We start from the raw sequence: 16,639 nt of genomic DNA, 5'->3' as shown, positions 1-16,639 counted from the left end.
GCCTCGTACTGGACGTACTTGGGCGATTCGGGCGTGCGTCCAGGCGGGATGCCCGGCGTCGCGCGCCTGGCAAGATCCGCCGGACAGGCCCTAGTCCTCCAGGCGCTGGAGTTCGGTGGTGAGGTTGGTGCGGGCCGGTTCGGCGAGGCGCCGGTGGGCGTCGGGGGTGCGGTAGAGGGCCGGGAGCGCCAGCAGGTGGCGCAGGACGGCGGCGCGGCCGGTGCGGAAGTCCGGCTCGGGGACGAAGGCGTACTCCTCCCGAACGGCGGCCGCGTACGCCGCGTAGGCCTCGGGGGTGCCGCCGAGGACGGCGAGGTCCGCGTCGCAGAGCACCTCGCCGTCGCGGTCGCCGGGGGCCGGGGCGTGGCCGACGGTGAGCAGGACCAGCCGTTCGACCTCGGCGACGCGCTCGGCGGGCAGGCCGACGGCGGTCAGCGCGCGGACGGCGAGGGCGGCGCTGCGCTCCTCGTTCTCGGTGCGGTCGGGGCGGTACACGGCGTCGTGGAACCAGGCGGCGAGCCGGACGGTGTCGGGGTCGGCCGCGTGCCCGGCGAGCGCGTCGACGTGGCGCAGGACGGCGCGCAGGTGCTCGGCGGTGTGGTACCGGCGGCGCGGGTCCGACCAGCGGCGCAGCAGTTCGCGGCCGTACGGCTCGGGGTCGTCGGTGGCGCCGCAGCGGTGCAGCAGGGCGGTCCAGGCGGTGAGCAGGTCCTCGGTCGGCATGGGGCACATTGTGGCGGGTCGGGTCAGGTCAGGTCGGACCGGATCGGGTCGGATCGGCACGGGCCGGCGCTGGACCTATAGGTAGGTTGACGATATATGTAGTCGTATGACAGAACGCTCCATGCAGGAGCCCACGCTGCTGCTGCTCACCGCCCTGGCCGACCAGCCCAGACACGGCTACGCGCTGATCCAGGAGGTCGCCGCCATCTCGGACGGCCGGGTCAAGATGCGTACCGGCACCCTGTACGGCGCCCTCGACCGGCTGCTGGGCCAGGGCCTGATCGAGGTCGCCGCCGAAGAGGTGGTGGACGGCCGGGCCCGGCGCAGCTACGCGCTGACCGCGGCCGGCCGGGACGCGCTGGCCGCCGAGGCCGGGCGGCTGCGGGCCGTGGCCACCGAGGCGGAGCGGCGGCTGACCAGGATCCGGTCGATGCTGCCGGGCAGGGCCGGGGAACGGCCCGCGACGGGGGGAGGACTCTCATGACCATGCCGGTGATCGGCCCCGCGCCCTCGGCGGTGCTGCGGGCCGCGCTGCGGCTCTACCCGGCGCGCTACCGGCACGAGCGCGGCGAGGAACTGGCCGAGGTGTTCGCCGACACGACGGCGGCGGGCGGCCGGGTGGCCCTGGCCCGGGAGGTGCTCGGTCTGGCGGTCTACGGGCTGCGGGTGCGGCTGGGGCTGACCGGCGGGTCGGCGGCCGGACGGCTGCTCGCGCTGGTGGCGCCGATGATCGCCGGTGCGGCGGTCGGGGCCACCATGGTGCCCTGGGCCGCCCACCTGGAGCGGACCACCAGGTGGCTCGCCTGGGACGACTCCTTCGGCAACCACGTCCGGGCGTTCGCCCCGCCGGCGGCCGCGCTGCTGCTCGGGGTGGCGGCCCTGCTGGGGCGGTGGACGGCCGTCCGGGTCACCGCGCTGCTGCTGGGCGCCATCGGGCTGTACGACCTGGGCCGGGCCGTCTGGGAGCCGGGCGGCCTCGACGTCTGGTGGGTCGGCTACATCGGGATGGCCACGCTGCCGTTCGTGGTGGCCGCTCTGCTGCTGGCCGTCGCGCCGACCGACCTGCTGCCCCGGCCGAACCTGCGGACCGCCGCTCTGGTGCTGGCCTCGGCGGTCGTCGGCGGGGTGCTGGAGGTGGTCCAGGACTGGGACGACACCAGCTTCCGGCTGGACCTCCAGTGGTTCGTGGTGCTGCTGCTCGCCCCGACCCTGCTGACCTTCGCGGGGCTGCGCGGGCGGATGGGGCCGGCCGCGGTGGGGCTGGCGGTGCTGGTGCTGACCGGGCCCGGCAGCCTGTTCAACATCTGGCGGGAGGCCCGCGGGGTCTCGCACCTGTTGCCGGTGGCGGTGCCGGTGCTGGCCGTGCTGGTCCTGGTGGCGCTGGCGGAGCGGCGGTTCGGTCGGCAGGAGTCCTTCGGGATGGTGCCGGGACGGGTGTGACCGGCTCCACCCCGGGCCTGCCACATCCCCCCGCCCCCCCGCGTGACCGCACCCCCGCTCCCGGCGTGACCGGAACGGGGGTGCGGGTCTCGCCGGGGGCGGGGGGATGTGGCAGGCTGTCTGATATGTCTAGACCAATTTTCGAAGTCATCGCGCTGACGCCCCAGGACGCCCAGGCAGCCGAGTCCGGCGGCGCCGACCGGCTCGAACTGGTCACCGACATGGCCGCCGACGGACTCACCCCCTCCGTCGAGGACTTCGCCCGGATCCGGGCCGCCGTCGACCTCCCGCTGCGCGTCATGCTCCGGATCCGGGACGGCTTCGCCCCCGGCGACCTCGACGAGCTGTGCGCCCGGGCCGCCGCGCTGCGGGCCGAGGGCGCCGAGGAGTTCGTGCTCGGCTTCCTGGACGCCGGGGGCGCCGTCGACCTGGCCGCCACCACGGCCGTCGCCGAGGCGATCGCCGGCTGCCGCTGGACCTTCCACCGGGCGATCGACCACAGCGCCGACCGGGCCGCGCTGCGCGCCGCCGTCGGGGCCCTGCCCGGGCTGGACACCTTCCTCACCTCCGGCGCGGCCGCCGGGGTGGACGCCGGCCGGGAGGTGCTGTCCGCCGAGCTGGCCCGGGCGGGCGAGCCCGGGTACGCCCAGCGGATCCTGATCGGCGGCGGCCTGCGGGCCGAGCACGTCGAGGGGCTGCGGGCGGAGGGCTTCGACGCCTTCCACGTCGGCGGCGCGGTGCGGGCCGACGGCTGGCTGACGCCGGTCGACGCGGCCAAGGTCGCCGAGTGGCGGGCGATGATCGACGCCTGAACCAGGCGCCCGAGCCTGTCGGAGGGGCCGGTCCCGGTGCCGGGACCGGCCCCTTCCGCGCGTTACCCGAGCTGCTCCGGGAGCGGCTCGGCGTGCAGCACCGTCAGGCCGGAGACGGCACGGGTGAGCGCCACGTACAGCCGGCGCAGGCCGGTCCGCTCGTCCGGCTCGCCGGCCACCACCGCGGCCGGTTCGTCCAGCACCACGTAGTCGTACTCCAGACCCTTGGCCAGTGAGGCGGGGACGAGGGTCAGCCGGCTCTCGGCGCTGGTCTCGGTGCCGGGGGAGAGGTGCGCCAGTCCGGCGGCGGTGAGCAGTTCGGCGAGCCGGGGGATCCGGGCGTCGGCGGCGATCAGGCCGGTCGAGCCCTCGTGCTCCAGCGCCTCCCGGCAGGCCGCCAGGACGGCCGCGTCCAGGTCCGGCTCCGCGCCGTCGACCGGGCGGATCTCCAGGGCGCCGGGGGTGTCGCGGACGGAGGTCGCCGGGGCCAGGCCCGGGGCGATCGCGGGCAGCAGCCGGGAGGCGTAGGCGATGACCTCCTCGGGCACCCGGAAGCCCTTGGTCAGCTCCTCCACGTGCGCCTCGGGCTTGCCCAGGTGGTGCAGGGCGTCCGGCCAGCTCGCGGTCGCCCACGGGGTGGTGCCCTGGGCGAGGTCGCCGAGGACGGTCGCCGAGCCGGTGGTGCAGCGGCGGCCGACCGCGCGGTACTGCATGGGGGAGAGGTCCTGGGCCTCGTCCAGCACCACGTGCCCGAGCGAGGGCGTGCGCTGGACGAGGTCCGTCGCCTCGTCGACCAGGACGGCGTCGGCGGGGGTCCAGCGGGCGGTCTTCACCGAGCGGCCGGGCTTGGGCCAGAGCACCGCCCGCTGCTCCTCGGCGGTCAGCACGCCCTCGGCGCACGCGGCCAGGAACTCCGGGTCGGAGAGCAGCCGCAGCACCAGCTTGGCCGGGTCGACGGCCGGCCAGCACTCCTTGACCACGGCCTTGACGGCGGCGTTGCGGGCCACCGCGTCCTGCACCCGGTCGTCCGGGGCCTCGCCGCCCTGCTCCATCTTGAGCAGCACGGTGTGCGCGATGCGCTGCGGCAGGGCGTCCCGGGCGGCGCCGTAGCGGACCTCGCGGGCCTTCAACTCCTCGATGATCCCGATCAGTTCGTGTGCCGGGACACGCCAGCGGCGGGAGCCGCGGACCACCACGCAGGGTTCGGTGGGCAGCGTGATGCCCGCCCGTACGGCCCGGCGGAGCACCTCGGCCATCCGGGCGTCGCCCTTGAGCCGGGCCGCCTCCGGGTCGTCCTCGCCCCGCACCTCGACGTGGGCGACCAGCTGCTGCACGGTGGCCTGGGCGACCTCCAGCTCGCCGAGGGCCGGCAGGACCTGCTCGATGTAGGAGAGGAAGGCGTTGTTCGGCCCGATCACCAGGGTGCCGGTCCGGGCCAGCCGCTCGCGGTGGGCGTACAGCAGGTAGGCGACGCGGTGCAGGCCGACCGCGGTCTTCCCGGTGCCGGGCGCCCCCTGGACGCAGATGGTGCCCGTGATGTCGGAGCGGACGATCTCGTCCTGCTCGGGCTGGATGGTGGCGACGATGTCGCGCATCGGGCCGACGCGGGGCTTCTCGATCTCGGCCGCGAGCAGGGCGGAGGAGGTCTCCTGCTCGGCGGGGTCGGTGAGGTGCTCGTCCTCGTAGGCGGTGAGCTCGCCGCCGGTGTAGCCGAAGCGGCGGCGGCGCTCGACGTCCATCGGGTCCTTGCGGCTGGCCCGGTAGAACGGCTGGGAGACCGGGGCGCGCCAGTCGATCACCATCGGGTCGCCGTCGGCGTCGTGGACGTGCCGGCGGCCGATGTAGAAGTTCTCGCCCCCGCCGCCCTCGCTGAGTTCCTCGCTGACCGCGTGGAGGTAGTCGAGCCGGCCGAAGAACAGCGGGGTGTCGGAGAGGTCGGCCAGGGCGGCGATCCTGGCCTCGATCTGGTTCTGCAGGATGACGGCGGTGACCCAGGTGCCGGTCACGTCGCGGATGTCGAGGGACTGGACGTCCTCGCGCATCGCCCGCAGCGCGGACCGGGACGAGGCCAGGTGGTCGCGCTCGCGCTGGAGCGGGTCGGTGGTGGGGGTGGCGGGCACAGCGAACCTTCCCGGCTGCCCCGGAGGCGGGCGCAGCGGATCGATGGAGCTCACGGTGGGGTACAGCCGACCGGTTGCCGTGCGGTCGGCACCTCCCCCGGCTGCCGGCGGAAAACGCGCCAGGTACCACGGTTCGGGAGGGGGCAGACGGACGATCTTAGACCCGTGCGCCTCGGGGTTCCAGCCCCGCAGGTCTCAGGGGGTGCCGGGGGTCCCGTACACCCGCAGGAGGACGTCCGTCCTGGTGGGTACGGCCTTCGGAGTGATGCCCTGGGCCGTCCGGGTGCCTACCGTTGGAGACATGAGCACCGAGAACCGCAACCCCCGTACGGGCCCGGCCGGCGCGACCGCCGTCCAGGGCCGCCACCGCAACCCGCTGAGCACCGCCGTGCGCAACGTCGGGATCGCGCTGGACACCGCCGCGCGCGTGATCTTCCTCGGGCGCGACGGTGTCCGGTACTGAGGCCCGCTAGAGGACGTCGTCCGCGTCGATGATGCGGTAGGCGTAGCCCTGCTCGGCCAGGAAGCGCTGCCGGTGGGCGGCGAAGTCCTGGTCCACGGTGTCCCGGGCGACCACCGAGTAGAAGTGCGCCGAGTGCCCGTCCGCCTTGGGGCGCAGCACCCGGCCGAGGCGCTGGGCCTCCTCCTGGCGGGAGCCGAAGGTCCCGGAGACCTGGATGGCCACCGTGGCCTCGGGCAGGTCGATCGAGAAGTTCGCGACCTTGGAGACGACCAGGACGCCGATCTCCTTGTTCCGGAAGGCGTCGAAGAGCTTCTCGCGCTGGGCGTTGCTGGTCTCGCCCTTGATCACGGGCGCGTCCAGGGCCTCGCCGAGCTCGTCCAGCTGGTCGATGTACTGGCCGATGATCAGCGTCTGGTCCTTCTCGTGCTTCTTGACCAGGGCCTCCACCACCCGCCGCTTGGTCGCCGTGGTGGCGCAGAAGCGGTAGCGCTCCTCCGGCTCGGCGGTCGCGTAGGCGAGCCGCTCGGAGTCGGTCAGGGTGACCCGCACCTCGCAGCAGTCGGCGGGCGCGATGTAGCCCTGGGCCTCGATCTCCTTCCACGGGGCGTCGAAGCGCTTCGGGCCGATCAGGCTGAACACGTCGCCCTCGCGGCCGTCCTCGCGCACCAGGGTGGCGGTCAGGCCGAGCCGGCGGCGGGCCTGGAGGTCGGCGGTGAACTTGAACACCGGCGCGGGCAGCAGGTGCACCTCGTCGTAGACCACCAGGCCCCAGTTGCGGGCGTCGAACAGCTCCAGGTGGGCGTAGACGCCCTTCCGCTTGGTCGTCATCACCTGGTAGGTGGCGATGGTGACCGGGCGGATCTCCTTCCGGGTGCCGCTGTACTCGCCGATCTCGTCCTCGGTGAGCGAGGTGCGCTTGACCAGCTCGTGCTTCCACTGGCGGGCCGAGACGGTGTTGGTGACCAGGATCAGCGTGGTCGACTTGGCGTGGGCCATGGCGGCGGCGCCGACCAGCGTCTTGCCGGCGCCGCAGGGCAGCACCACGACGCCGGAGCCGCCGTGCCAGAAGCCCTCGACGGCCTGGGACTGGTACGGGCGCAGCTGCCAGCCGTCCTCGTCCAGGTCGATCGGGTGCGCCTCGCCGTCCACGTAGCCGGCGAAGTCCTCGGCGGGCCAGCCGAGTTTGAGCAGCACCTGCTTGATCTGGCCGCGTTCGGAGGGGTGCACCACCACGGTGTCGGGGTCGACCCGGGCGCCGACCAGCGGGACGATCTTCTTGGAGCGCAGCACCTCCTCCAGGACCGGGCGGTCGGTGGTGGTCAGCACCAGCCCGTGGGTGGGGTGCTTGGACAGCTGGAGCCGGCCGTAGCGGCCCATGGTGTCCGCCACGTCGACCAGCAGGGCGTGCGGCACCGGGTAGCGGGAGTACTTCACCAGGGCGTCGACGACCTGCTCGGCGTCGTGCCCGGCGGCCCGGGCGTTCCACAGCCCGAGCGGGGTCACCCGGTACGTGTGCACGTGCTCGGGCGCCCGCTCCAGCTCGGCGAACGGGGCGATGGCGCGGCGGCAGTCGGCGGCCTTGGGGTGGTCGATCTCCAGGAGGAGAGTCTTGTCGCTCTGGACGATGAGCGGTCCGTCGTTCACGCGGGGGAGCCCTCCACTGGCTGACAGGCTGACTGACTGGGTCTGACGCAGACCCTCCAGTGTCGCTCATTTCGCGCGGAACGTGGGCGGGCTACTTCCATTCGTAGAGCACGGCCCGGCCCGCGCCGGTGGGCTCGTTGTCGAACTCGAACAGGCCGACCAGGTCGTTGAGGCGCAGGAAGGCGTCGGCGGCGCTCTCGAAGTAGATGCTGCCGCGCCAGCTGACGGCCCCGCCCTGGGTGAAGTGGCCGATGCCGCTGCCGTGCCAGCTGTAGGTCTCGCCCTTGTCGGTCATGCCGACGCCCTGGCCCTCGCCGAACAGCGAGCCGTCGGGCCGCAGCTCGGACTCGTAGGTGACGAACTCCCGGACGGAGTGGCCGAGCACCTGGCCGACGCCGGTCATCGACACCTCCAGTGCGGGCCCGCCGACCGTGGCCAGCACCCGTCGACCGCTCTCCGTGGTGGTCAACTCCGCGATCCGGTCACCGAGCATGGTGGGTGCCTCCTTGTCGAGAACCCCCTGTTCCCGGAGTACGCCCGTGGGCGCGGCCCGTCAACTGCTCCGAGTGACCACGGTGCGTGCTCGCTCGTTGAGCCGGGCATGAAGAACTCGAAGCGCGTTCTCACCGCCCTGGCCCTGATGGGCACGGCCTTCGCCGCCACCGCCTCCTCGGCCGGCTCCGCCCACGCCCTCGCGGGCATCGGGGAGGGGCCCGGCGGGCTGCTGGCCGCCCCCGGATTCCTGATCGCCGACCAGGTCGGCGGCGGCTCGCTGCCGGTCGGCCAGGGCCAGATCGGCAGCCTGGCGGACCAGGCCGTCAAGCAGAAGATGAAGGAGTCGCAGGGGCACTGACGCCCCTTCACCTCCCGTCCTGCTCGTCCCGCGCTACTCGTCCAGTTCCGCGACCCCGGTGATCCGGTGCAGGGCGAAGGTGCGGAGTTCGTCGGCGTGGTGGTCGAAGGCGGTGACGAAGCCGCCCTCGACCTTCACCGGGTCGATGATCCGCTGGCTGGCGATGCCCTCGGCGTTGAGGTAGCCGATCCACATCCGCTCGCCGAGCAGGACGGCGGTCTGGAGGGTGGCGAGGGTCTCGGCGGCGGCGGTGCGGGGGAGTTGGCGCGGGTCGGGGGTCGGCTCGCGGCGGCTGGCGGTGGCGGCGCGGTCGCCGGCCCGGACGGCCTTGATCGCGGCGGCGAGCAGGGTGTCGTCGGGGGTCGGCGGCCCGTCGGGGACGGGCGTGGGGGCGCTGCGGGGCGGGGTGCGGTGGCTGTCCGGCCGGGTGATCAGGACGTCGCCCTCGGCGGATTCGGCGGCCGGGGCGTAGCCCATGGTGCGCAGGGCGGCGAGCAGGACGTCCGGGGCGGCCTGGGCGGCGAGCACGGTGGGGGCGAGCAGGCGCAGCCGCAGGTCGGCGGCGCGGCGGTCGGCGAGCACCTCGTTCAACAGGGCCGGGTCGTCGCAGCGCAGGTACGAGGAGGCCGCGCCGACCCGCAGGATGCCGTGCCGCCGGGCGACGTCGTCGATCAGGTAGGCGAGCGGCTGGGGGACGGGCGTACGGCTGTGCTGGGCCAGGAAGGCCTGGAGGTCGGCGGCGGTGCGGCCGGCGTCGAGGGCGCGGCGTACGGAGGTCGGGGTGAAGCGGTAGACGGTGGCGCCGCCCTTGGACTCGATGTCGGCGCAGAGCGCGAGCGCCTGGGCGAGCGGGGTGAGCAGCGGGCCGGGGGCGATCGCGGTGAGGTCCGGCTGGAGGATCACGTGGTCCAGCGGCCGCGGGAGCAGCGGGGCGAGCACCTCGGCCGGGTCGGACTCGGCGGTGAGCAGGGCGCGGGCGGGGGCGCCGAGGGCGCCGCGGCCGGTGATGCCGAGCAGTTCGGCCTCGGCGAGGGTCCAGGTGGTGAGGTCGTCGCGCAGCTCGTGGCCGTCCGGGCCGGTGGGGCCGCCGCGCAGCGGGCGCTGCCAGCGCAGGGTGGGCAGCAGTTCCGCGGCGGTGGCCGGGGTGCCGGGCGGGAGTTCGGCGAGCAGGGCGAGGGCGGCCCGGCGTACGGACGGGGCGAGGGTGCGGTCGAGTTCGGGGCCGAGGGCGGCGCGCGGCCTGCCCTTGCCGTCCTGGGTGCCGGTGAGGGCGGGGACGCGGGTGGCGGTGAGCCAGGCGCCGGCCAGGACGGACCAGCGTTCGGCGGTGTCCAGTTGCAGCCAGCCGTCGTAGGCCGGGGTCGGCGCCCAGCATTCGTCGGCCTCGCCGTCGGGGGCCAGCAGCCCGGCGGTGTAGGCGAGTTCGAGCCAGAAGGCGGCCTGCTGCTCGGTGGCTTCCAGGGTCTGGGCGGCGCGCTTGAGGTCGCGTACGCCGAGGCCGCCGGCCCGCAGGGTGGGCGGCGGGGTGAGGCCCCAGGTGTCGAGGAGTTCCTCGACGGTCTTGACGGCGGTGTGCGCCTGGCCGGCGGCGGCGTTGTCCACGGTCTGTGGATCGCGCGGGGGCGCGGCGGGCGCGGGCTCGGGCTGGAGCGGTTCGACGGTGCGGTGGGTGCGGCCGCCGCGCAGGTGCAGGGCCAGTTCGCGGGGCAGCACCACGCTGCCCGGGCTGGTGGGCAGCAGCAGGCCGCGGGCCAGCAGCCATTCGACCGGGCTCTGCGCGTCCTCGGCGGTGACCGGGCGGGTGGCGTCCGGGACGGTGCCGGTGGGCGGTCCCCAGACCAGCCGGTCCAGCAGCCGCAGGGCCGGCTCGGGGGCGGTGTCCAGCAGGGCGGTGCAGCGGGCGCGGTCGGTGAGCAGGGCGGCCAGCGCGGCGACCGCGGTGACCGGGTCCGGGGTGGCGGGCTGCCCGGCGGAGGCGAGCAGTTGTTGCAGCCGGGCCGGGGACATGCCGGTGGTGGCGTCGGCGAGGGTCGGGCCGAGGCCGGTGCGGCCGGGGTTGGCGGCGGTCGGGGCGAGCGCCTCGCGGACGGCGAGCACCAGCCGCAGGCCGTTGTCGGGGCCCCAGAGCAGCGCCCGGTCGCGCAGGACGGCGACGGCGCGGGGGAGCGCGGCGGCGACGGCGGCGCGGTCGGCCGGGGTGAGCGGGGTGGCGCCCGGGTGCGGCTTGACCTTGGCCGGGCCGGTCAGCAGGGTGCGGACGGTGGCCAGGGAGGTGCCGTCCGGGGCGGTCGCCAGGGCCTCGGCGACCTGGAGGGTGAACCGGTCGAGCCGCTCCAGGGCGCGCAGCGCCGAGGCGCGCGAGGACAGCCGGGCGGAGAGCTGGGTGAGGTCGCCGGGGACGGGGTTCAGCAGGTCGGGGCGGGACCGGAGCAGGGCGGCGAGCGCGTCGTCCGGGCGGGCGCGCAGTTCCTCGGCGAGGGTGCGGGGGCCGGCGGGCGTCCTGCTCTGGCGTTGAGGGCCCTGCTGTGTGGTCATTCGACCTAGGTTAGTCGGGCGCGCCGACGGTGGGGTGTGCTCCTGCGGCGGGCCGGGGTCGGGCCGGGTGGCCGGCCGGGGTCGGTGCGCTCGGGGGCGGCGGCGTGCGTGGCGGTGTGCGCGGCGGGTTCGTGGCGGGACTCGCGTCGGCGGGGCACGGTGGGTAGCGTCACCGCCGAGGGCGGTTCGGTGGGCGGTCGCCGCTGTTCGGCGGACGGCGTGGGCGAGGCGGGGTGTCGGTGATGACGGACGGCGAGTGGTGGCGCAAGAGCGGGCCGTGGAGCGAGCGGTCGGGGTCGTCGGGTGCGGCCGTGCCGTCGACGCCCGCCGCGCCGTCGACGCCTCCCCCGGCTGCTCCGCCGGCCGGTGCGTCCGAGGGGCCGGCGGCGGAGGACAGTGTGTACGGGCCCTCGGTCGTGTCCGGGTACACCGGGACGGGCGCCATCCCGAACGTGTCGCTGGACCTGCCGGGCGTCTCCTCGCCCGAGGCCGGTGCGGAGTCGATCCCGCCGCCGACGGTGCAGAGTTCGAGCCCGTGGACGATGACGATGCTCGACTTCTCGGACGCGCCGCGGCCGGTGCCGAAGCCGATCCCCGAGCAGCGCGCGGAGGAGGCGGCGCAGGACACGGCGCAGGCCGGGGGACCGCCCGGGCAGGCCGGTGGGCGGCCGGTGCGCCTGTCGAAGCGGCAGCGGAAGGCACAGGCGAAGGCCACGCAGGCGAAGGCCGCGAAGGCCGCCGCGGCCCAGGGGGCCCGCAGGCCGTCCCCGCTGATCCTGCTGTCCTGCGGGCTGTTGGTCGGCGGTGCGGTGTCCGGGTTCTTCCCGGCCATGCTGGCGGGCTGGGGGCTCGGCTACCTGTCCCGCCAACTCTCCGATCTGACGCGTAAGTTCGTGATCCTGGGGATTCCGCTGGTGACGATGAGCGCGACCGCGCTGTTCGCGATGCGAACGGCGAAGCAGGGGGCGGGCGGTGGCGGCGGCGGGGCGCAGACCGGTTCCCCGCTGGGGCAGTTCAGCTGGTCGATGGCTCCGGGCGTGTTGCGCACTGCGGCGGTGCTGACGGCGGTGGTGCTGTTGCTGCTGAGCATGCGCCGCCGGCCGCAGCAGCAGGGCTGAGCCCTCGGGCCGTCCCCGTGCCCGTGCCCGCCCCCGGGTCCGGGGGCGGCCCGGCGGTTCAGCAGAGCGCCGTGAAGCCCGTGCAGAGCAGGCGGATGCTGCGGACGTACTTCTCGTCCTGGCCGATGCGCGGGATCAGGTCGCCCATGACCAGCGGGAACCGTTCGCACAGGTCGGCGTAGAGCTCGGCGGTGACGGTCGGCGGGGCGGCGGGCTGGTTCTGCTCCTGGAGCACGAAGCCGGTGACGTGGCTGAGCAGGGTGTCGGCGGCGGTGCCGCAGTGCTCGGCGGGCAGGCCGGCGTCGAGGAGGGTGCGCAGCAGGCGTTCCATCAGGGAGAGGCCGCCGGTGCTGAGCACGCCGGGGCTCTCGGCGAGGAGTTGGGCGCCGCCGGCGTGCTGTTTGATCTCGTGGCGCAGGGTGGTGGCCTGGGCCTCGACGCGGTCCTGCCAGCGGGCGTCGGGCGGGAGGGCGGCGAGGGCGGCGGTGCCCGCGTCGTAGGCGCGGCGGCTGATCCGGTCGGCCATCAGGGCGAGCAGTTCGTCCTTGCCGCGCACGTGGTAGTAGAGGCTGCCGGCGTGGGCGTCGAGGCGTTCGGCGACCTGGCGCATGGACAGGTTCTGGTAGCCGACCTCGGCGAACACGGCCATGCCGGCATCGACGATGCGCTCCTTGGTGAGCTTCATGCGGTCCACCGTACCTCGTTTTCCAACACTGTTCGAAAACTGTGCTAGCTTGGCCCCATCAGGTTTTCGAACGGCGTTGGAAAACGTCGGAACCGGGGGGAGGGCCAGTCATGGACGCCATCGTCTTCAACGTGACCACGGCTGCGCTGATGGTCATGATGGTCAACTGCGGGCTCGGCGTGGTCGGCCGCGACACCCTGCGCGGACGGCCGCTCCCGTGGGCGGCGATCGCCCTGACCGCCGTCGCCGTCGGCGGGGTGCTGCTCCAGCTGGTGTGGTCCGGCGCCATGGACGCGCTGGACGCGGATCCGGCCCGGTCCGGCTGGTGGCGCGAGTACACCTCGGTGTTCATGCAGAACGGCGGCCTCTTCGGCGGCCTGTGGAACCTCGTCACCCTGGCCGCCGTCGCCGCGCTCGCCCAGTGGTACTGGGGCGGCACGCTCACCCTCGGCTTCCTCCTGGCCGGCATCCTGCTGCCCGGCCGGATCGACACCCTGCTCGGCATCGGCGGCGGCCCCAGCACCGACCCCCGCAACTTCGCGGGCAGCTCCGGCGCCACCTACTTCCTCGGCGCCACCCTGGCCCTCGCCTTCCTCACCCGCACCCGGCTCCCCAAGGAGCTCGCCCTGGCCGCCGGCGTCCCGGTGCTCGGCCTGGCGATGTGGTTCGCCCAGGAGAACGGCCACGGGCTGGTGTCGGTCTACGGCTTCGTGCTCGCCGGGGCGGTCTGGGCGGTCCGGCGGCAGGTGGTGGCGCGGCGCGGGGCGGCGGACCGGGCGGCGGCCTGACGGTAGCGCGGCCCCCGAGCCCGTCGCCCAACTCCCTTGCGGGGTACGGTGACGGGCCCGATTCCGTTCCGCGACCCGGAGGTGCCCGGTGGCCCGTCTGTACGTCCGTTCCGACCTCGACCCGAGCGACCGGGAGGCGCACGTCGCCGTCCTGGTCGTCGACCCCGACGGCACCCCGGGCGAACGGGCGCTGGACCGGCTCGGCTCGTACTGCTACGAGGGCGACCGGGCCTTCTTCCTGCTGGCGACGGACGGTTGGGCCGAGCAGAGCCGGGACGGTGACCGGTTGACGGTGTCGATCGCCGTCTACCCGTACGCCCTGGTGCAGGTGCGCGTCGACCCGTTCGACTTCCCGCTCCGTTCGGCCCTCGATCCGGAGGCCGCCGTGGTCCTCACCGCCGAGGTGACCGTCCCGGGCCTGCCGGCCCGGCTCTCCGAGGCCACCGCCGTGTTCACCGGGGCGGCCGACGTGCCCCTGGAGGTGCTGCTGGCCTCCGAGGACGACTGGCCGATGGTCCTCGCGCCCGGGCCGGCCGAGGACGAGGACGACGACGGGGCGGACGGGGCGTACGAGGGCGCCAGGGCGGTCAACTGACCTGCGAGGCGGCCATGGTGAGGATCCCGTCGAGGACTGCCGCCGGGTCGTCCGTGGTCAGCGAGTGCCCGGCGCCGGGCACGATCCGGACCCGGGCGGCCGGGGCGAGCCGGTGCAGCCGCTCGGCGACGGCCCGGGTGTCGTGCAGGGCGCTGCGCTCGCCGAGCAGGAAGAGCGCGGGCACGTCGAGGCGGGCCAGTTCGGCGTCGTCGAGGGTGGTGGCCAGCGGCAGGCGGCGGCGGAAGCCGGTCGAGGCGCGCATCAGGGTCATCAACTCGGCCTCCAGGATGGCGCTGTTGCCGACCGCCCGGGCCAGGCGGGGGCGGAGCGCGCGCGGGGCCAGGGCGGCGAGGCCGCCGAGGATCACCCAGGTGTAGAAGCGGCGGCCGACGTCGGCCAGGCCGGCCGGGTCGACCAGGGTGAGGGTGGCGGTCCGGCCGGGGTGGCGGAGCTGGTGGTGGAGGGCGATCCAGCCGCCGTAGGAGCAGCCGACCAGGTGGGCGGTGGGGACGTCGAGCGCGGCGAGGAGGTCCTCCAGCCAGTCGGCGGCGTCGTGGCCGTCCCTGATCGGGGTGGTCTGCACGCTGGCGCCCGGTTCGCCGACGGTGTCCACGGCGATGACGGGGTGCCGCTGGGCGAGGCGTTCGACGTACGCGTGCCACATCAGCGCGTTGCCGCCGGAGCCGGGGAGCAGGACGACCGGCTGTCCGTGGGCGGGGCCGGCGCGCAGGACGCGGGTGGCGCCGAAGGCGGTGGGCACGGTCGTCGCGGTGCGCTGCCCGGGCCAGAGGCGGGTCAGGGCGTGCTCGTAGGCGGTGCGGAAGCGGGCTTCGGCCTTGCCGTTCGTGAACTCGCTGATTCGCATGGTACATGTGTATCACATGCATGATACGTGTGTACCAATGTGCACCGGGACAAGGGAGGCCGAACCGTGGCCGAGAAGGTCGACCATGAGGAACGCCGACGGCAGATCGCCGAGGCCCTGCTGCGCATCGCCGACACCGAGGGCCTCCAGTCGGCCAGCATGCGGGCGGTCGCGACCGAGGCCGGCGTCTCGCTCCGGCTCGTCCAGTACTACTTCACGACCAAGCAGGGCCTGCTGCTGGACGCCCTGGCCCGGCTCGGCACCCAGCTCCAGGCCCGGATGGAGCGCTGGATCGGCGAGGCCCGCGCCCCGCGCGAGGTGGTGACCGCGATCCTCTCCTGCATCCTGCCGACCGACGCCGAGAGCCGCCGGATCACCCGGACGTACGCGGCGTACTACACGCTGGTGCTGGGCGACCCCGAGGTGCTGGAGCAGCGGGCCGCGCAGCCGCCCGTCGTCCTGGAGGGCTTCCTGGTCAAGCAGTTGCGCGCCGCCCAGGCGGCCGGAACGATCGCACCCGGGCGGGACGTCGGGATGGCCGCCGCCGGGCTGCTGGCGATGGTCAACGGGCTGGGGGCGAGCGTCCTCGGCGGCCAGCGCACCGGCGAGCAGGCGCTGGCCGTCCTCACCCACCACCTGGACGAGCTGTTCCTGGCACCGCTCGGCTAGCGTCCCCGCTGCCCTCGGTGCCGCTCCGGCCTGCTGCCACCCCTCCGGCTGCGGGGGTTAACACCCGTACGGGAAGGGTGCTTTCCCCGTTCTGCGGCCGTGTCCGGCGCACCAGACTCGGGGCATGCCCACACAGCCCGTGACGATGACCAAGGCCGCGCCGGCTCCGGCGGCCGCCGCCCCGCAGCCGGAGGGCGGCGGCAGCGACTTCGCCCAGCTGAGCCGCCGGATCGCCGCCGAGGGCCTGCTGGACCGCCGTCCCGGCTACTACGCGGCCCGCATCGGGCTGGTGCTCTTCGCGTTCGTCGACGGCTGGTGCGCCCTGTACGCGATCGGCGACACCTGGTGGCAGCTCCTCCTGGCCGCCGTGATGGCCGTGGTCTTCGCCCAGGTCGCCCTGCTCTCGCACGACCTGGCGCACCGCCAGGTGTTCACCCGGCGGGCGCCCAGCGAGATCGGCGGCCGGATCGCCGCCAACCTGCTGATGGGCATGAGCTACGGCTGGTGGATGAACAAGCACACCCGCCACCACGCCAACCCCAACCACGAGGAGCGCGACCCGGACGTCTCGCCCGACCTCGTGGTCTGGTCCCAGCGGCAGGCCCGGCAGGCGAGCGGACTGGCCCGCTTCATCGGCCGCCGGCAGGCGTACCTGTTCTTCCCGCTGCTCCTGCTGGAGGGCCTCAACCTCAGCTTCAACAGCTTCCGGGCGCTGCGCGGCCCCGCGGTGAAGCGGCCGGTGCTGGAGGGCGTCCTGCTGGTCGTCCACTTCGCGGCCTACTTCGGCCTGGTCTTCGGCGCGCTGCCGTTCGGCAAGGCCGTGGCCTTCGTCGCCGTGCACCAGGCGCTGTTCGGCGTCTACCTGGGCTGCGTCTTCGCGCCGAACCACAAGGGCATGCTGATGGTGACGCCCGGGATGCGGCTCGACTTCCTGCGCCGCCAGGTGCTCACCTCGCGCAACGTCCGCGGCGGCCCGATCCTCGACGCGCTGATGGGCGGCCTCAACTACCAGGTGGAGCACCACCTGTTCCCCAGCATGCCGACCCCCGCGCTCGGGCGGGCCGCCCGGATCACCCGGGAGTTCTGCGCCGAGAAGGACATCCCGTACTACGAGGTCGGCCTGCTCCGCTCGTACCGGGAGATCCTCACCCACCTGCACCGGACCGGGGAGCCGATCCGTTCCGGGAGTTGAGGGGCCGCCGGGGCCGGTACGGCGTTCAGCGCAGGAAGTCGGCGGGGCCGACTTCCTGCGCCGTGGTGTTAAACCCGCCCGGGCGGCCCCGGGACGCACCCCGGGGCGGCGGGAGCGGGGGCGCGCCGGCCCGCCCC

General features: G+C 74.6%; 17 protein-coding genes. 10 read left to right on the top strand and 7 right to left on the bottom strand.

Translation table 11 applies throughout. The features are described 5' to 3' along the window. Window positions 1-90: 90 nt before the first annotated feature. Window positions 91-723, bottom strand: a complete 633-nt coding sequence (locus ACFWXO_RS25875; protein WP_380526327.1) for a hypothetical protein — start codon at window positions 721-723, stop codon at window positions 91-93. A gap of 106 nt (window positions 724-829) precedes the next feature. Here ACFWXO_RS25875 and ACFWXO_RS25870 point away from each other — a divergent pair, with 106 nt between their 5' ends. The 3 genes from ACFWXO_RS25870 (at window position 830) to ACFWXO_RS25860 (ending at window position 2,975) form a co-directional block, all read left to right on the top strand. Continuing rightward, complete coding sequence (locus ACFWXO_RS25870; RefSeq protein WP_375888681.1) at window positions 830-1,207, top strand: PadR family transcriptional regulator; 378 nt, start codon at window positions 830-832, stop codon at window positions 1,205-1,207. Next, the gene (locus ACFWXO_RS25865) at window positions 1,204-2,163 is read left to right on the top strand and encodes a hypothetical protein (protein ID WP_380526325.1); all 960 of its coding nucleotides are present in this window, start codon (window positions 1,204-1,206) and stop codon (window positions 2,161-2,163) included. Before ACFWXO_RS25870 ends, ACFWXO_RS25865 begins: the two co-directional genes overlap by 4 nt. Window positions 2,164-2,288: 125 nt before the next feature. Continuing rightward, window positions 2,289-2,975: a copper homeostasis protein CutC gene (locus tag ACFWXO_RS25860; protein WP_375888678.1), complete on the top strand. Its 687-nt coding sequence runs from the start codon at window positions 2,289-2,291 to the stop codon at window positions 2,973-2,975. Window positions 2,976-3,037: 62 nt separating this feature from the next. On the opposite strand, the gene ACFWXO_RS25855 is transcribed toward ACFWXO_RS25860, so the two are convergent. Then, a complete protein-coding gene (locus ACFWXO_RS25855) occupies window positions 3,038-5,095 on the bottom strand; it encodes a HelD family protein (protein WP_375888675.1) in 2,058 nt (685 codons plus the stop codon). A gap of 301 nt (window positions 5,096-5,396) precedes the next feature. Here ACFWXO_RS25855 and ACFWXO_RS25850 point away from each other — a divergent pair, with 301 nt between their 5' ends. Then, complete coding sequence (locus tag ACFWXO_RS25850) at window positions 5,397-5,558, top strand: hypothetical protein (protein ID WP_375888673.1); 162 nt, start codon at window positions 5,397-5,399, stop codon at window positions 5,556-5,558. A 6-nt stretch (window positions 5,559-5,564) separates the two neighbouring features. Here the strand turns inward: ACFWXO_RS25850 and ACFWXO_RS25845 are convergent, their stop codons facing one another. Both ACFWXO_RS25845 and ACFWXO_RS25840 read right to left on the bottom strand, forming a co-directional pair. After that, window positions 5,565-7,202, bottom strand: coding sequence for a DNA repair helicase XPB (locus tag ACFWXO_RS25845; protein WP_375888672.1), 1,638 nt, complete (start codon window positions 7,200-7,202; stop codon window positions 5,565-5,567). A 91-nt stretch (window positions 7,203-7,293) separates the two neighbouring features. Continuing rightward, on the bottom strand, window positions 7,294-7,695 hold the full coding sequence (locus ACFWXO_RS25840; protein WP_375888670.1) for a hypothetical protein: 402 nt from the start codon (window positions 7,693-7,695) through the stop codon (window positions 7,294-7,296). Between the two features lie 108 nt (window positions 7,696-7,803). Between ACFWXO_RS25840 and ACFWXO_RS25835 the strand changes: the two genes are divergently transcribed. Further along, the gene (locus ACFWXO_RS25835; RefSeq protein WP_375888668.1) at window positions 7,804-8,055 is read left to right on the top strand and encodes a hypothetical protein; all 252 of its coding nucleotides are present in this window, start codon (window positions 7,804-7,806) and stop codon (window positions 8,053-8,055) included. Window positions 8,056-8,088: 33 nt separating this feature from the next. Here the strand turns inward: ACFWXO_RS25835 and ACFWXO_RS25830 are convergent, their stop codons facing one another. After that, a complete protein-coding gene (locus tag ACFWXO_RS25830) occupies window positions 8,089-10,590 on the bottom strand; it encodes a helicase C-terminal domain-containing protein (protein ID WP_380526321.1) in 2,502 nt (833 codons plus the stop codon). A gap of 242 nt (window positions 10,591-10,832) precedes the next feature. Here ACFWXO_RS25830 and ACFWXO_RS25825 point away from each other — a divergent pair, with 242 nt between their 5' ends. Continuing rightward, entirely contained in the window at window positions 10,833-11,708 is an 876-nt protein-coding gene (locus ACFWXO_RS25825) for a hypothetical protein (RefSeq protein WP_380526319.1), read from the top strand. Window positions 11,709-11,766: 58 nt separating this feature from the next. Here the strand turns inward: ACFWXO_RS25825 and ACFWXO_RS25820 are convergent, their stop codons facing one another. Continuing rightward, window positions 11,767-12,393 carry a TetR/AcrR family transcriptional regulator gene (locus ACFWXO_RS25820; RefSeq protein ID WP_375888658.1) on the bottom strand — a complete coding sequence of 209 codons (627 nt, stop codon included), beginning with the start codon at window positions 12,391-12,393 and terminating at the stop codon, window positions 11,767-11,769. Between the two features lie 110 nt (window positions 12,394-12,503). On the opposite strand from ACFWXO_RS25820, the gene ACFWXO_RS25815 reads away from it, so the two are divergent. Both ACFWXO_RS25815 and ACFWXO_RS25810 read left to right on the top strand, forming a co-directional pair. Continuing rightward, complete coding sequence (locus ACFWXO_RS25815) at window positions 12,504-13,181, top strand: hypothetical protein (protein WP_380526317.1); 678 nt, start codon at window positions 12,504-12,506, stop codon at window positions 13,179-13,181. A gap of 88 nt (window positions 13,182-13,269) precedes the next feature. Next, a complete protein-coding gene (locus ACFWXO_RS25810) occupies window positions 13,270-13,776 on the top strand; it encodes a hypothetical protein (RefSeq protein ID WP_380526315.1) in 507 nt (168 codons plus the stop codon). On the opposite strand, the gene ACFWXO_RS25805 is transcribed toward ACFWXO_RS25810, so the two are convergent. After that, on the bottom strand, window positions 13,769-14,641 hold the full coding sequence (locus ACFWXO_RS25805) for an alpha/beta fold hydrolase (protein WP_380526313.1): 873 nt from the start codon (window positions 14,639-14,641) through the stop codon (window positions 13,769-13,771). The two genes, ACFWXO_RS25810 and ACFWXO_RS25805, sit on opposite strands and share 8 nt — an antisense overlap. 66 nt (window positions 14,642-14,707) lie before the next feature. Between ACFWXO_RS25805 and ACFWXO_RS25800 the strand changes: the two genes are divergently transcribed. Then, window positions 14,708-15,310 (top strand): TetR/AcrR family transcriptional regulator, encoded by a 603-nt coding sequence (locus tag ACFWXO_RS25800; protein WP_380526311.1) that lies wholly within the window; start codon window positions 14,708-14,710, stop codon window positions 15,308-15,310. 124 nt (window positions 15,311-15,434) lie between these two features. Beyond that, window positions 15,435-16,502 carry a fatty acid desaturase family protein gene (locus tag ACFWXO_RS25795; protein WP_380526309.1) on the top strand — a complete coding sequence of 356 codons (1,068 nt, stop codon included), beginning with the start codon at window positions 15,435-15,437 and terminating at the stop codon, window positions 16,500-16,502. Window positions 16,503-16,639: the final 137 nt, after the last annotated feature.

It is taken from the genome of Kitasatospora sp. NPDC059088, from assembly GCF_042738155.1.
Taxonomy (GTDB): Bacteria; Actinomycetota; Actinomycetes; order Streptomycetales; family Streptomycetaceae; genus Kitasatospora.
This window is presented reverse-complemented; position numbering and strand designations above follow the sequence as displayed.

Excerpts from the sequence above, each read along its gene's own strand:
- ACFWXO_RS25875 (WP_380526327.1), bottom strand. The coding sequence starts at position 723 with ATGCCGACCGAGGACCTGCTCACCGCCTGGACCGCCCTGCTGCACCGC.
- ACFWXO_RS25870 (WP_375888681.1), top strand. The coding sequence starts at position 830 with ATGACAGAACGCTCCATGCAGGAGCCCACGCTGCTGCTGCTCACCGCC.
- ACFWXO_RS25865 (WP_380526325.1), top strand. The coding sequence starts at position 1,204 with ATGACCATGCCGGTGATCGGCCCCGCGCCCTCGGCGGTGCTGCGGGCC.
- ACFWXO_RS25860 (WP_375888678.1), top strand. The coding sequence starts at position 2,289 with ATGTCTAGACCAATTTTCGAAGTCATCGCGCTGACGCCCCAGGACGCC.
- ACFWXO_RS25850 (WP_375888673.1), top strand. The coding sequence starts at position 5,397 with ATGAGCACCGAGAACCGCAACCCCCGTACGGGCCCGGCCGGCGCGACC.
- ACFWXO_RS25840 (WP_375888670.1), bottom strand. The coding sequence starts at position 7,695 with ATGCTCGGTGACCGGATCGCGGAGTTGACCACCACGGAGAGCGGTCGA.
- ACFWXO_RS25835 (WP_375888668.1), top strand. The coding sequence starts at position 7,804 with ATGAAGAACTCGAAGCGCGTTCTCACCGCCCTGGCCCTGATGGGCACG.
- ACFWXO_RS25830 (WP_380526321.1), bottom strand. The coding sequence starts at position 10,590 with ATGACCACACAGCAGGGCCCTCAACGCCAGAGCAGGACGCCCGCCGGC.
- ACFWXO_RS25825 (WP_380526319.1), top strand. The coding sequence starts at position 10,833 with ATGACGGACGGCGAGTGGTGGCGCAAGAGCGGGCCGTGGAGCGAGCGG.
- ACFWXO_RS25820 (WP_375888658.1), bottom strand. The coding sequence starts at position 12,393 with ATGAAGCTCACCAAGGAGCGCATCGTCGATGCCGGCATGGCCGTGTTC.
- ACFWXO_RS25815 (WP_380526317.1), top strand. The coding sequence starts at position 12,504 with ATGGACGCCATCGTCTTCAACGTGACCACGGCTGCGCTGATGGTCATG.
- ACFWXO_RS25805 (WP_380526313.1), bottom strand. The coding sequence starts at position 14,641 with ATGCGAATCAGCGAGTTCACGAACGGCAAGGCCGAAGCCCGCTTCCGC.
- ACFWXO_RS25795 (WP_380526309.1), top strand. The coding sequence starts at position 15,435 with ATGCCCACACAGCCCGTGACGATGACCAAGGCCGCGCCGGCTCCGGCG.